15 protein-coding genes and 1 tRNA gene are annotated in these 14,437 nt (G+C 40.2%); 1 reads left to right on the top strand and 15 read right to left on the bottom strand.

Translation table 11 applies throughout. The features are described 5' to 3' along the window. Positions 1-5: 5 nt before the first annotated feature. The 3 genes from pyrI to pyrB are packed head-to-tail and all read right to left on the bottom strand — an operon-like array spanning position 6 to position 2,058. Entirely contained in the window at positions 6-464 is a 459-nt protein-coding gene (gene pyrI, locus FHX64_RS12325; protein WP_183414132.1) for an aspartate carbamoyltransferase regulatory subunit, read from the bottom strand. A gap of 24 nt (positions 465-488) precedes the next feature. Beyond that, entirely contained in the window at positions 489-1,112 is a 624-nt protein-coding gene (locus FHX64_RS12320; RefSeq protein ID WP_183414131.1) for a hypothetical protein, read from the bottom strand. 37 nt (positions 1,113-1,149) lie between these two features. Continuing rightward, on the bottom strand, positions 1,150-2,058 hold the full coding sequence (gene pyrB / locus FHX64_RS12315; protein WP_183414130.1) for an aspartate carbamoyltransferase: 909 nt from the start codon (positions 2,056-2,058) through the stop codon (positions 1,150-1,152). Between the two features lie 285 nt (positions 2,059-2,343). Here pyrB and FHX64_RS12310 point away from each other — a divergent pair, with 285 nt between their 5' ends. Continuing rightward, entirely contained in the window at positions 2,344-2,874 is a 531-nt protein-coding gene (locus FHX64_RS12310; protein WP_183414129.1) for a shikimate kinase, read from the top strand. On the opposite strand, the gene aroB is transcribed toward FHX64_RS12310, so the two are convergent. The 12 genes from aroB to FHX64_RS12250 all read right to left on the bottom strand — a co-directional run bounded on the left by aroB (position 2,871) and on the right by FHX64_RS12250 (position 14,397). Then, positions 2,871-3,908, bottom strand: coding sequence for a 3-dehydroquinate synthase (gene aroB / locus FHX64_RS12305; protein ID WP_183414128.1), 1,038 nt, complete (start codon positions 3,906-3,908; stop codon positions 2,871-2,873). The two genes, FHX64_RS12310 and aroB, sit on opposite strands and share 4 nt — an antisense overlap. Before the next feature lie 134 nt (positions 3,909-4,042). Then, positions 4,043-5,206, bottom strand: a complete 1,164-nt coding sequence (locus tag FHX64_RS12300) for an MFS transporter (protein ID WP_183414127.1) — start codon at positions 5,204-5,206, stop codon at positions 4,043-4,045. A 76-nt stretch (positions 5,207-5,282) separates the two neighbouring features. Beyond that, positions 5,283-6,272, bottom strand: coding sequence for an aldo/keto reductase (locus FHX64_RS12295; protein WP_183414126.1), 990 nt, complete (start codon positions 6,270-6,272; stop codon positions 5,283-5,285). A 177-nt stretch (positions 6,273-6,449) separates the two neighbouring features. After that, a tRNA-Pro gene (locus FHX64_RS12290) sits at positions 6,450-6,523 on the bottom strand. Positions 6,524-6,574: 51 nt separating this feature from the next. After that, a complete protein-coding gene (gene secG / locus FHX64_RS12285; protein ID WP_183414125.1) occupies positions 6,575-6,955 on the bottom strand; it encodes a preprotein translocase subunit SecG in 381 nt (126 codons plus the stop codon). Between the two features lie 4 nt (positions 6,956-6,959). Then, complete coding sequence (locus tag FHX64_RS12280; protein WP_183414557.1) at positions 6,960-7,580, bottom strand: hypothetical protein; 621 nt, start codon at positions 7,578-7,580, stop codon at positions 6,960-6,962. A 4-nt stretch (positions 7,581-7,584) separates the two neighbouring features. After that, positions 7,585-8,124: an LptE family protein gene (locus tag FHX64_RS12275; protein ID WP_183414124.1), complete on the bottom strand. Its 540-nt coding sequence runs from the start codon at positions 8,122-8,124 to the stop codon at positions 7,585-7,587. Then, positions 8,121-8,675, bottom strand: coding sequence for a peptide deformylase (def, locus tag FHX64_RS12270; RefSeq protein ID WP_183414123.1), 555 nt, complete (start codon positions 8,673-8,675; stop codon positions 8,121-8,123). Before def ends, FHX64_RS12275 begins: the two co-directional genes overlap by 4 nt. Positions 8,676-8,733: 58 nt before the next feature. Then, positions 8,734-9,147 (bottom strand): Holliday junction resolvase RuvX, encoded by a 414-nt coding sequence (gene ruvX, locus FHX64_RS12265; protein WP_183414122.1) that lies wholly within the window; start codon positions 9,145-9,147, stop codon positions 8,734-8,736. 115 nt (positions 9,148-9,262) lie between these two features. Further along, a complete protein-coding gene (locus FHX64_RS12260) occupies positions 9,263-11,536 on the bottom strand; it encodes a bifunctional alpha,alpha-trehalose-phosphate synthase (UDP-forming)/trehalose-phosphatase (protein ID WP_183414121.1) in 2,274 nt (757 codons plus the stop codon). A gap of 167 nt (positions 11,537-11,703) precedes the next feature. Further along, positions 11,704-13,494, bottom strand: coding sequence for a glycoside hydrolase family 15 protein (locus FHX64_RS12255; RefSeq protein WP_183414521.1), 1,791 nt, complete (start codon positions 13,492-13,494; stop codon positions 11,704-11,706). A gap of 270 nt (positions 13,495-13,764) precedes the next feature. Then, on the bottom strand, positions 13,765-14,397 hold the full coding sequence (locus FHX64_RS12250) for a lactate utilization protein (RefSeq protein ID WP_183414120.1): 633 nt from the start codon (positions 14,395-14,397) through the stop codon (positions 13,765-13,767). Between the last annotated feature and the right edge of the window lie 40 nt (positions 14,398-14,437).

Here is a 14,437-nt window from a genome sequence, read left to right as displayed (position 1 = left end):
CTATCTTATTTAATTTTAATTTCATCCTCCGTCATCATACGTTCACAATAGTGGCACCGGATGGTAAGCGGAGCGTGATTGGTGACGTCGAATAGAGTAATGATTGGCTGATGATTGGTAACACAGTTTGGATTACCACACCGGACTATATCTTCAAAACGGTCGGGTATGCGTAATTTCTTCTTTTCTATTACCTCAAAATCGCGGATGATATTAAGCTGTGCATCAGGGGCAACCAGGGCTATTTTATTGATATCTTGATCTGTTAGAAATTTGTCGGAAATTTTTATAATACCTTTTGATCCTAGTTTTTTACTGGATAAATTATTCCCAACTGTGATTTGGTTTGGGAGCTCTGCTAAATGTAAAATAGAAACCACCTGGAATAATTTGTCGGAAGGAATGTGATCAATCACTGTTCCGTTTCTCAGCGCAGCCACCATTTTTACTTCTTTCGATTCCATGAAGCTTGTTATTGAAGATTTGTATTATAAAATGACCCAGCCAATATTAAAGGTAATAGCATTTCTGTTGAGCCCTGCCCAACGATTCGGAATAGCATTAATTTGATCAATGGTGGAATACGTTTTCCAGTGCCCAACATGCTTGAGTTCATAACCAAGAGATGCCGTAAAACATTGTTTCCCCATAAAAAATTTATATCCAACACCAATATGCATCCATTCGCCTGCTTCAAAAGCTCTCCACCAGGAGAAACTATCGCCTAATTTTACAAAAGCGAAAGGCGTATTTTTTGCGTCTTTTAGGTATCCACGCAAATCGATATACAAAGGCAATGAGTTAGCATTGGGCTGCATGTAACGTTCATAAGCTACCCCAACTCCTGCAGAATAATTTGGAGTGAAGTAATAACCAATGTTCATGGCAACTGAGTAGGACATAGGAGAATAGCTGTCGTAAACAGCTTTTTCCTGAAGATTATAAAGTGGATAATTGGTTGCCAGAAAACCGTAGCCATAATTAATTTCCGGAATAAAATATAGATCACTGTTCTTTTTCGGATCACGATCCTGACTGATGAATTGTGATTGAGCTGCTAAACCAGAGACAGCAGCAATGAAAATGAACAAAAAAATCAGTTTGCGTTTCATATCGAAGAATTTGAAAGTTATAGAATGAAAATATAAATTATGAGATTAATTTTAGAACATAAGCAATCACTGCCTGACGCACAAATACACCGTTAAGGGCCTGTTGAAAATAATAGGCCTTTTCATTTGCGTCTACGTCTTCATCAATTTCTGTGACACGTGGCAACGGATGCAAAACGCGCAAATTGGGCCGCGTATTCTCAAGCATTTTATTCTTGAGAGAATAGACATTTTTCACTTTTTCATATTCCATGAGATCCGTAAATCGCTCACGTTGTACCCGCGTCATATAAAGGATATCGGCGGTGTTAATTTTGTCGTTCAGTTCATTGTATTCCGTAAAAGGAATGTCTTTTTCATTGCAGAATTGTTTGTATTCCAACGGCATTTTCAATTCGTCGGGAGCAATGAAATAAAAATGAGGATTAAAATGAGCCATTGCCATGAGTAGTGAATGCACGGTTCGTCCATATTTCAAATCTCCTACCATAAAGATATTCAAATCTTCAAGTTTTCCCTGTGTTTTTTTGATAGAATACAGATCGAGAAGCGTTTGTGTAGGATGTTGGTTGGCGCCGTCGCCTGCGTTGATTACCGGAACGCTGGCTACTTCAGAAGCATAACGGGCTGCACCTTCCAGAGGGTGCCTCATGACAATAAGATCGGCATAATTGCTGACCATTTTGATGGTATCTTTCAATGTTTCTCCTTTGGATGAACTTGAAGTTGAGGCATCTGAAAAACCAATAATTCTGCCTCCTAAGCGGTTTACAGCTGTTTCGAAACTAAGCCGTGTTCGCGTTGAAGGTTCAAAGAAAAGCGTTGCAACAACTTTTCCGGCCAAAAGAGATTGATTAGGATTTTGTTCAAATTGTTCCGCAAGCTGCAGAAGACGTAAAATTTCGTCTTTCGAATAGTCGGTTATGGACACTAAACTTTTTTGCATAGCAAAAGATTACTACGTGATGCGTGAAAATCAATGGATCTGGATCACTTGTTTTGATTGATAGAAAGAACGTGGATTACGATGAAAATTGGATATCATTCGATTCCAGTATCGATTACAAGACAAAATTACTGCTTTTTGTTTAGATCGCTCTTTGCCTGTTGTGGAATGTCAATTTTTTTTATTTTTTTTGCAAGACATTTCTTCCAGACATGATTACTCTTGATGCAGAGAAATCATTCGGAGGATAAAGAATTGAATCGAAACGCTTTTGACCTGAAATATATGAACCCGATTTTTCTGATTGGTTATATGGGTAGCGGTAAATCCACTGTTGGAAGACTTTTGGCAAAGCATCTGCGTTTGCAGTTTATTGATCTGGATGCATGGATTGAAAACCGGTATCGCAAGTCTATTCATGATCTTTTTGCCGAATACGGAGAAACAGGATTCAGGGAAATTGAACATAAAAACCTGATTGAAATTTCTGAATTTCAGGATGTTGTTGTTGCAACAGGCGGAGGAGCGGCTTGTTATCATCAAAATATGGAATGGATGAATGCCCATGGTTTCACCATTTATCTGTCTGCTTCAGTTGATATGTTGGTGGATCGGTTAAAAACCGGAAAATCCAAACGCCCTCTAATTAGTCAGAAGTCTACAGCAGAGATGGAACGTTTTATCCGTGAGAGTCTTTTACAGCGAGAACCATATTATCGGCAAGCCTTGCTGTTGATTAAGTCCACTTCAGAGGCTCCCGAAAAACTAGCTGAGCATATTGCAGAAGAGATACTCCGTTTTGAGAGTCGTTCTTAGAATATATGCAGGAAAAAATCAAATGCATCGTATATTTCTTCTCTGGTAGCATGTTGATTAATCCGAATTTCTCCGGGCTCATTAAGTAAGGTGAAATTAATCCCTGAAGCATCATTTTTTTTGTCGTGAGTCATTAATTCGAGCAATACAGGATAGTCGGTTTTTTCAAATGAGAATGCTCCGTAATGTTGTTTGATATGTTGTACGGCCTGATGAAGAATAATTTCCGGTAATCCAACTTTTATATGTGATAGGTATAGTTCACAAATTAATCCGAACGCCACAGCATAACCATGCAACAAAGGTCTTGCAGTAGAATAAGAAAAACTTTCAAATGCATGTCCGAAGGTGTGCCCTAAATTAAGCGCTTTCCGAATGCTTTTTTCTGTCGGGTCTTGTTCAACAATAGCCTCTTTTACTGCAATAGATTGTTCGACAAGCTTTCCCAGAGCATCATAGTCTACGTTTGTCCACTGGAAAGAGAGAATTTCTTCCCATGCTTTTGTTGAGGACAGCAGAGCATGCTTTATCATTTCCGCCCAACCTGACATGAGATTTTCGTGATTTAACGTGCGGAAAAATTGTGGATAAAGGATTACTGCTTCTGAAGAATGAATAACGCCGACTTCGTTTTTTAAACCGTTAAAGTTGATCCCCGTTTTTCCTCCGACAGCAGCGTCGACTGCTCCCAAAAGCGTTGTCGGAACATTAATATATCGGATACCACGCTTGAATGTTGAAGCGGCAAATCCCCCAAGGTCAGTTACCATACCTCCACCGATATTGATCAACAATGAATGGCGTGTGGCTTTATGTGTGGAGAGAAACTGCCATACGGATGCCAGGTTGTCTATTGTTTTATGATCATCACCTGCTGGAATTTCAATGACAGGATATTCGCTCTCCATTTTGGAGAGGCATAGTTTATGTGTATTACTGTCAACCAGTAAAAAGATAAAGTCGGGCGCTAAAACAGCAATCTGATTTTTTAATTCTTGCTCAAAATCGTATGTAATGGTGACTGATTTACTCATAGAAACGTTAGAAAACAGAGACAATTAAAATTTATACCAAAAATATTATATATGCCTGTAAATATGACTTTTGAAAAGACAAAGATACGCAAAAGATTTTATTTGGAGCAGAAACTGATTTTCGATTCCTGTCTTTATTGTTGTTTATATTTAAGCTCAATGACCAATGCAAGTATTGCCCAAAGTAACATTTGCCATGTAACCAAAGTCCATCCACCATGTTTCCAACTCAATAGTCCGACAAATGTTCCGATAGCACCACCAATAAAATAAGAAGTCATGTAAATAGTGTTGATCCGGCTGTGTGATGTTTCATCCAAAGTGTAAATCAACGCTACATTGGTCACTTGTGTTGCCTGAACACCGACATCCAGAATCAGCACGGCAACAATTAAGGCTACTACCGAAGTCGGGAAGATTTTCATTAGAAGAATGCTGGTAATCACTAATGAAACTGCTAAAAGCAACGATCTTCTGGATTGTCCTCTATCAGCCAGTTTTCCAAAAACGGGAGCCATCATTGCCCCGGCTATGGCAACCAGTCCAAAAAGTCCGATTGTATCGGTATGAAAATAAAATGGCGGAGCACTCAGATGAAATGTTAGAATGGTCCAGAAAGAACAAAAAACGCCAAATAATAAGCCTCCTGTCATTGAAGCTTCTCTAAGCAATGCAAATCGTTTGATCTGGACAAGAGCCGATCGTAATAATTTGAAATAATGGCCAATAAATTTAGTGGTTACATTGGGTAAATAGATTTGCAATAGAACAGTGATGGAGAGAGTCATGAATGCTGAAAAGCCATACACATAGCGCCAACTGAGCCATTCAGCAATGAATCCGCTAAATACCCTCGCCGCCAGAATGCCTATTAAAATACCAGAGAAAATTGTGCCAACCGTTTTGCCCCTGTTTTCAAAATCGAGGCTGGCTGCCATAGGCAAGATCACTTGTACTGAAACTGATAGAATCCCGATGAGAAGGCTCAGTGCCCAGACTTCAAACAGTGTGTTGGCGATGGTCATCCCTAATAGCGCAACTGTCAGCAGTGATAATAGCGTGAGAATAAGATTCTTTTTGTTTAGCTTATCGCCAAGAGGAATGATGAAAAATAGTCCTAATCCATATCCGATCTGGGAAAGCATGGAGATATCTCCTGCCTGATTTTCAGATGCTTTCAATGAATTTGCAATCTCTTTCAGAATAGGCTGATTGTAGTAGATGTTTGCTACCGATACACCAGCCGCCACAGCCATTAGGATTACCTGAAATTTGGATAAAGAATTTTTTTCGGGCATATTGACCGTTTATCAGAATAACACAGACTCATTTCAAAACAGAAAGAATCTGCAATTTATGAAGTAAAGTTTGTGGTTAATTTTTATCTACCAACTGATAATTTGATGCATTGTACCGATCGCCGGTATTTGGATAAGTAGCCAACAATCGTTCTATATCGGCAAAATCCTGAGCGGTTAGGATTACATCTACAGCTTCTGCGTTTTCAATCAGATATTTTCTCTTTTTGGTTCCCGGAATAGGTATGATATTGGGGCTTTGAGCCAGCACCCATGCCAAGGCCAATTGTGCAGGTGTACATCCTTTCTTTTGAGCAATTTGAGCAAATCCTGCCGCTAATTTCTGGTTGTTATCGGCATATGTCTCCTGATAGCGTGGCAATGTCTTGCGAAAATCATTCTCTTTGAGGGTAGTTACATCCAACATATTCGTCATAAGTCCGCGGGCTAGCGGACTGAAGGGCACGACTGTAATCCCCAATGCTTTACAAGCAGGCAAAATTTCTTTTTCAATTTCCCGGGTTAGTAGCGAATATTCGCTCTGTAACGCACTGATGGGATGTACAGCACAGGCTCTTCTTAATGTGTTAGCCGAAACTTCTGACAGCCCCAGAAAACGTACCTTTCCCTCCTGAACCAATTCGGACATTGCCCCAACCATCTCTTCTACAGGAATATTTGGATCAATGCGATGTGCATAATATAAATCAATGACATCTGTTTTGAGTCGTCTGAGACTTTGTTCAATTGCGGTTCTCATGTATTTTGGCGAGCCATCAAACTGGTTGGCAGATTTTCCATCTGAAATTGAGCGAAATCCAAACTTGGTTGCGATGAAAATCTTATCCCGATGATGTTTTAATACGGTAGAGATTAATTCTTCATTTTTTCCGTTGCCATAGATATCTGCTGTATCCCAAAATGTTACGCCTATTTCAATGGCTTTTTCCAATGTTGCAATGGATTCATTGTCGTCGGGTTCTCCATAAGCATGACTCATACCCATGCAGCCCAGCCCGATAGCCGGAAGCTTAATGTCTGTTTTCCCTAATTTTCTGTATTGCATAGTCTGAGGTATTATGTTGTTTTCTTGTTAGAATGATTGTCAAAATGATTTACAAAGATATACCTTAATTTGAACGGCACATGTCATGTTTATTCAAAACAACAAAGTTTATGGCTAGTCCATGGATGTAAAATCAATAAAGCCTGCAAATCTTTTTGATTTACAGGCTTTATAAAGTCGGGGTGAGAAGACTCGAACTTCCGACCTCCACGTCCCGAACGTGGCGCGCTAGCCAACTGTGCTACACCCCGATTGTATGTCTAAAGCTAAATGATTGAAAAATTTGCTTTGTTTCTGATGCATTAATGAGCCGGAGTTGCAGGCTTTGGTGCTTGCTGAGGTTGTTGCGGCTGTTGTTGTGCCGGTATGTTATAATTTGGGATAGCTGTTTTTGCTGCTTCCTGTTGTTGTGCGGCAGCAGCACCTTCCGGAATCGGGGATGCAGTGGACTTAGAAGACTGTTTTTCAATAATACCGGTTGAAACAATGGCAAACAAAATGATGGCACCCGCCAGCGTCCAGGTTGCTTTTTCCAGAAAATCGGTCGTTTTACGTACACCCATAATTTGATTGGATGATGAGAATCCGGAAACTAAACCACCTCCTTTGGAATTCTGAACCAGCACGACAAGCACTAATAGAATCGATGCCAGAACAATCAATATGATTGCTAATGAGTACATAAGTCTATGATTTATGAATAGTTGTTATTATCTTTTCAAGGAAACGAATTTGGTCTGCAAAGTAAACACTTTTTTCCGGAATATTCAAATGTAAAACATGTAATATTTTAAGGGCTTCTTCATAGCGTTTTTGTTTGATCATTTGAATAGCCCTCTCTTCGGTATAAGTCTCCGGTTCTTTTGTTGGTTGAATCTTGCTGGGTTGAGAAGTGTGGTTTTGTTCTGTTACGGTTTCTTTTGATTTTTGTCTTGCTTCACGCAGTTTTTGAGCTAAGCTTTTTAACGAGTCTTCAGGATGATCGTATACATCAATGGATTGTATAGTAAAATAATCGCCTCCGAAAGCGTAGAGTGGCTTTTGTTCCCTGACAGGTTCCTGCTGCACCGGTTTTTTATCGGGAAAGAGCAAAAAATAAAGTTGACGCCGGTCGGGGCAATAGGTTGCAGTACGTCGCGTTTCCCTTTCCACCCGGACATCCTGCATGTTTTGCAGACTTTTGAGCCATAGCATCCGTGTAATGGCGAAATAAGGATAGACTTCACATATTTCCTTTAATGCGGAACTTTGCTTTTCTCCCAAAGATTCGGGATGCTGCATCCATGCGGTGAGTTCGGTCGTTGTCATATCCTTACCATTTTGCAACGGTTTGATTGTAAATATTTTCTACAATCTCTTTTATCATTTCCGATACTAACTGGTCTTGTACTTGGTTAAGCATTAAATTGCTTGAGAATGTCTGTGATGACGAAAAAGAAGAGTCAAAATTATCTTTTTCATTTTTGGTGTTGACAAAGTGGACCTTGACAGTGAGGGTCAGTCGTGTCTCTCCTGCTAATCCGCTGGTTTGAATAGCCAGAGGCGTCAGATCATATCCGGTAATCTCACCGCTGATCTGCAGGTCTCCATTGCGACTGACGGGCTGCAAACGGGTATATTGTGCAAAATAGTTTTGAAGTGCAATGTTAAAATTCTGTGCTAAAGGAGGATAAACCAGTGGTGCATTATTAGGAAAGTCAGAAATAGTAATGGTTTTAATTTTTGAATAATCAATGGAAGATCCGTTGAACTTGTAAGAAAGAGCACAAGAATCAAAAGTAAAGACTACCAATAACCACAGTGCGAACAATGCCAGCTGATTATGCCGTTGCTTGAAAAACAGGTGTTTCATTTGACGGTTTTGATTTTGTAGGCACATTTTGTTGTGCCCTTTAAAATGCTATTGAGTTTCCCCTGAATCAATTGGCGACGGATAGGTGAAATTCGGTCGATAAAGAGATGTCCTTCGACGTGATCATATTCATGTTGAATGACGCGGGCAACATATCCATCAAATGTTTCAGTGTGTTCTGTAAAATCAGGATCCTGATAGGTAATAACAAGATGATTAAAGCGTGGCACCGTCTCGTGAATTCCGGGCAAACTTAAGCATCCTTCTTCTTCGTTTTCTTTCTCTCCACTGAGTTCAATAATCTGCGGATTGACAAGAACGCGTTTAAAGTCTTTTAGTTCAGGCTTTATGTCGTTCAAAAGGGATAAATCAATCACAATAAGACGAATGCTTAGTCCGACCTGAGGTGCTGCCAGACCAATACCATCAGCGTGTGCTAATGTTTCGGTCATATTGGCGATTACTTCCTGAAGATTACGATAATCCGGATCGATAGGTGCTGCTACTTTGCGTAAGACCGACTGTCCGTATGTGTAAATTGGATAAATCATTATTTATAAAGTGGTTGTTGTTATGTGTGCTGAATAAATTTGAAGTCAAAACGGGCAATTATCGTTTACTTTCAAGGTATGACTGAAGCAAAATGGTAGCACTGATTTGATCAACTAATGCTTTGTTTTGCCGTTCTTTTTTCTTTAATCCTCCTTCAATCATTGCTTTATGCGCTAAGGATGAGGTGAATCGCTCATCAAACATAATCAGTTGTTTGCCCGGAAAACGCTTTCTGAATCCGTTCACAAATGGTGTGATAAAGCGCATAGATTCCGAAGGTTCATTGTTTAATTGCTTCGGTAGTCCGACGACCACCAAATCAACCGGTTCGGTGGTAAAGTAATTGCCCAAAAAATCAAATATTTGTCCTGACGGAACCGTTGTCAGTCCGTTGGCTACGATTTGCAATGTGTCTGTAACTGCTATACCTACCCGCTTTTGACCATAATCAATGGCTAAGATTCTGCCCATGCTTTTTATGTTCAATTTGGATACAAAGGTAATATAAACCGTTCATAAAATCTTCTCTGACGTTGTTTTGCTCCAAGAATGTAATGGTTTCGAATGGATTGTAAAAAAGCAGACTTTATTTTCCGTTGCTGTTTGTTGCGTGTTTCCCTGGTTTGGGTTTTTCAGTTGCCATAGCAATTTGTTTCAGTAGTTTCAACATTTGCGGAATGTTGGCAATGTGGTATTTGGCAAGAGATGGGCTTGATCCGATACGGATTGTATATGCTTTCTCCAGGATAGATTTGAACATGAACTCGTCGGTCCGGTCGTCACCGACAGCAAGCAAGAAGTTGTAATGCTGGCCTTGAATGAATTTTTTTACGGCTTCTCCCTTGTCATATTTTCCACATTTGACTTCCAAAACCTTATGGCCTTCCAGAATCTCAAAATCTGTTTTTTGATGAATCATCTCTACCAATCTGTCGCGTAATTCATGTAGCCTTATTTTTGTGCAGTCAGGTTTCGCGTTACGATAATGCCAGGCCAGACTTCCGCTTTTTTCTTCGATAAGCGTTCCTTCGCAACGGCTGACATAATCTTCCAGAAGCGGTTTGACATTTTCTTTCCATGAATTGTCGGAGTTTACTGTAGAAACCCAATTGGTACCTTTTTGTTTGATAAAATAGCCATGTTCTGCTACCAGAGAAACCTCTTGCCCGGCAAATTGTTGATCTAAAAATTCCTTGTTTCGTCCGCTGATGATTACCACCTCGTTTTTAGGATCAGAGGCAAGCTGACGAATTGTTTTTGCTGTTCTTTCTGATAGGACAGCCAGTTCAGGCAACTTAGCAAAAGGAACCAGGGTGCCGTCGTAATCAAGGAATAAGATCCGGCGTTCAGCGTTTCTATAATCGGAAAGCATATCCTGAATGATTGATTCGTCTATGAATTTCGCCTTCATTGCGTGTTGCTGCTTTTTGATATAGAATGTCTGGTTGAAAAAATCGAATGCCCATTGAAAAACATCATAATGAATAATGCGTTCTTTCATTTTTTCGAGACGTTCGTGTTTTTCTTCTGAATTCATATCGAGTGCTTTGACGATAGCTTCTGCCATTTCCATTCGGTCAAAAGGATTAATCAGGATGGCTTCGTTTAGTTCGTCGGCAGCGCCTGCTACTTCACTTAAGACCAACATCCCTTCATTTTCAGTTTGGCAGGCAATGTATTCTTTGGCAACCAGGTTCATCCCATCTCGTAATGGAGTGATCAATCCTACATCGCTCATATCGTATAGTGCTACCAGCTCATGGAAGGAGAGCGATTTGTACTGATAGACAATCGGGCGCCACTCAAGCGTACTGTATTTCCCATTAATACGCCCTACCATTGATTCGATTTCTTTCTTCATTTCCCGGTATTTTCTGATGTTGTCTCTGGATGGTACAACAACAAAATTGAAAATGACTTTCTTGTGCCATTCTGAATGTTTTTCGAGGAATGTTTCGTAGCCTTCAAGTCTGGCTAATAATCCCTTGGAGTAATCGAGCCGGTCAACAGAAAAGATTAGTTTCTGGTTAGGCATGATTTCCTTGATTTTGTTTTTGTAGTGAATGGTTTTGGGCAGAAAGCAGGCGAGATGGAATTTATCGTAATCAATGCCGATTGGGAACGCTTCTGTTTTTACCAGCTTGTTGTGTGTATAAATCTGGTTTTGACGACATTCATAGCTGGTGGTTCGTTTGACGGATTTGATAAAATGTTGTGCATAATCGTGTGTGTGGAATCCCAACATGTCAGCTCCCAACAATCCTTTGATGATTTCTTCCCGCCAGTTACGCGGTAATAAGCGAAACAGCTCAAATGACGGGAAGGGAATATGAAGGAAAAAGCCAATGGTGGCGTCCGGAACTTTTTGTCGGATCATTTCAGGAAGTAACATGAGTTGATAATCATGTATCCAGATAAAATCTCCGGGGCGGATAATTTTTACCAGCTCGTCGCAAAAACGTTCATTGGCTTCCTTATACGCTTCGAAATAGCTTTCTTCAAAGACACAATAAGAGGGGAAGTAGTGAAACAAAGGCCATATCAGATCGTTACAGAACCCACCATAGTATAACTCATTGGTTCGTTGTGCGATTTCAACAGGGACGATTTCAAAATGACTATTTTCAATTTTAGGATTTGTAGCCTGTTGAGGCAATGTTTCTCCAATACCTGCCCAAACAATTTTGTTGTCAATGAATTCGCTTTTTGTTTGTTGCAGATTTTCAGATAGAGCAAGTATGGCGGAAACGAGCCCCCCTGAGTTTTGCATGGCTTTATATCCTTTTTTGGTTTTGATGAACTTGAATGGCAGACGGTAAGCTGCAATCACTAATCGTTCAAAATGTGAAAATGTTTCCATGTTTTATGTTGTTATAAATAAATGCTTTAATTGAATAGAGTGATCATGCAACGAGGTTGCTCTGAATGATCAACCTGGTTTGCATGCAATAGCCGAAATGTTCCCTACGTTTCATAAAGGCAGGTAAACAAGGCAATTTTCAATGATCTGAGCGTACTAACGCTCCGTTAGGGCTTAATGAATTTCGAAGCTTTGCGTTCGTCTGAGAACAGCATCGCTGTATTGATTAAAGCCAAATGTGAATATGCCTGGGGAAAATTACCAAGCAATCTTTTTGTGGTGAAATCGATATCTTCGCTGAACAGGCCAACATGGTTGGAACAACGAAGTAATTTATTGAAAATAGTTTGCGCTTCATCTTTTTTACCAATGCGTGCTAATGCCTGCACCAACCAGAATGTACCGATGGTAAAAGAAGAACTGGGTTTCCCAAAATCGTCGTGATTTACATATCTGTACATCAGATCATTGTGAAATAACTCTTTTTGACAGGCGAGCACTGTGCCTACATATTTCGGATCATTGGCTTCAATAAATCCGTATTCTGCCATGATCAGCAACGATGCATCCAGTTCAGTGTTGTCGTATGTTTGCGTAAAGGTTTGCAACGATTCGTTCCACCCTTTGGTCAAGACATCTTCTTTGATCCGGTTTGCAATGCCGCTCCATAATTGTACATAATAGGGTTTGTTCAATAGCTTTGCAATTTTTATGGCTCTGTCCAAGGCTACCCAACACATGATCTTCGAAAATACAAAATGCTTTTCTTCGTTGCGTATTTCCCAGATACCCTGATCTGGTTTCTCCCAAACATTGGATACGGTTCTGATAATATTCCGGACAATTTCCCACATTTCTTCCACTTCATCAAGCATGCCCGGAAAATAGTTATAATATTGATAAATAACATTCAATAAATATCCAAAGACATCATTTTGCCGTTGCGAAAAGGCATTATTCCCGATGCGTACCGGCTTGGAATCTTCGTAGCCGGACAAATGAGGCAGACTGACCTCCATTAAGTCGCGTTCTCCACGGATACCATACATAATCTGAAAAGTATCATGTTTTGAACGTAAAATGCCTTTTATGTATCCCATAAATCGCCTTGCTGCTTGATTATGACCCATTTTCAGCAGCGTGTCGATGGCCATGGAAGCATCGCGTAGCCAGCAGAACCGGTAATCCCAGTTGCGTACTTCACCCAATGTTTCGGGAATGCTAGTGGTTAATGCTGCCAGTACCGCTCCTGTAGACTGGAATGATAACATTTTAAGTATTAAAATACTACGCGTCATCTCTTCGGTATATTTCTCAAATTTCTTAGACCGGTTGGCCAGATTGAGCCAATAGACTTTGGTACGTTGAAATTCGGTGTACACTCTTTCCAAATCGACGTTAATGATCTTTTGGTTGTACGAAAGCAGCAGAAACTGGTGCGTTGTCAGTGCGATCTCGTTTTCGTTTAAAATATCGTCCGGATCAATGCTTGTATACAGATAAACGCAGTCTGTTGGACTGATAACCGATTGGCTGCGGATATAATTGTCTTCCTTTATGTGCTTTACGTCATCTTCGCCGTAATTCAGTTTGGGACGATAACGAATTTTGAATGATGGTTTCCCCGACGAAAAACGGATGTACCGGTAAATTTCAGGCGGTGTAAAATATTCCTGTTCTGTCTTGTAACGAGGCATGAAGTCGATGATACTGAAACTTCCTTTGGGCGATTTGAATTTCGTGACCACCACATTCGTGTGGTACATATAGTTTTGCGAAATAACGTATGAAGAATCCACTTCAATACTGAACTGTCCGCCTTTTTCTTTGTCCAGTATTTTTGCAAAAACCGATGGAGAATCAAAATCAGGTAAACAGCACCAATCAATACTTCCTTCTTTCGATACCAATGCTGCACTGCGACAATTACCAATCACCGCATAATCTAAATTGTCCATCATAAGTTTATCCCTGGTTGAATATAAATGAATACGATAATCCGTTTTATGCTGCATAAAACGTTCGCCAATATACGAATAATAATGAATTATTACGATTTACATTAACTTATAAAAGCTAAATTTAAGTTTATCGTGATGCTGTATAGTCATGCGGTCAACAAAGAAGATGTCGATGTTGATTCCTGTAGGTAACAGATGTAGATTTCGGATAATTTATACGTTAGGAGTATTCTCGAATGCAAAGTAGCTTCTTGTTATTTATTCTTTTCAATAGCCGGCATCCTGGTCGATTAAGATTACTGTAATACGGTGTTTGGGGTAAGATTTTTCTGTGATAGTCCAAGTGTTGCAAATCCGTTGCGGGCTTCGGCATTCCTGGCAAATTCCTGTTGTTTGACACGGCAATTTAAAATTAGTATGCCGTTTGCTGTTCATCGGGGCGGAAATGGTCTTGATACGCTGAAAAGCTTCGTCCAGGTTGTTTACGATTTTGTTTTTACCGATAAACACAACGACATGTTCAGGGCCAAAAGTCAATGCTGCCACACGGTTTCCGATCATGTCCAGATTGATCAGCTGTCCTTGTTCGGTGATAGCGTTGGTGCCGGTGATGAAAAGATCCACCGTCAATGCCTTTTTGCGTTTACGAATTTTTTCCTCCAGACTGTCATCGGGCGCAAAAGTGTCAATGAATTCAATTCCAGGTTTTGCCCTAAGCAAGTCAAGCGCCCCGCTCTGGCGCATGGTGATGGAGTCGGCATAGGAAGCGCTGGAAATCGGTAGTTTGTTGACGATTTCATTTTCAAAAACCGTTTTTGCCGCTTCCAACGTAGGTGCATAAAATACCTCGAAATTGTTGCGTTCCAGTTGCCGGATGACGTTTTGGAGCGTTATATCCATAGTTATGCAGTTTTAGCAGTATGGAGATAAATAGTGTATG

Origin of the sequence: Microbacter margulisiae (genome assembly GCF_014192515.1) — a bacterium.
Classification (GTDB): domain Bacteria; phylum Bacteroidota; class Bacteroidia; order Bacteroidales; family Paludibacteraceae; genus Microbacter; species Microbacter margulisiae.
Note: the sequence above shows the minus strand (reverse complement) of the source record. Positions and strands in the feature narration are given on the sequence as shown.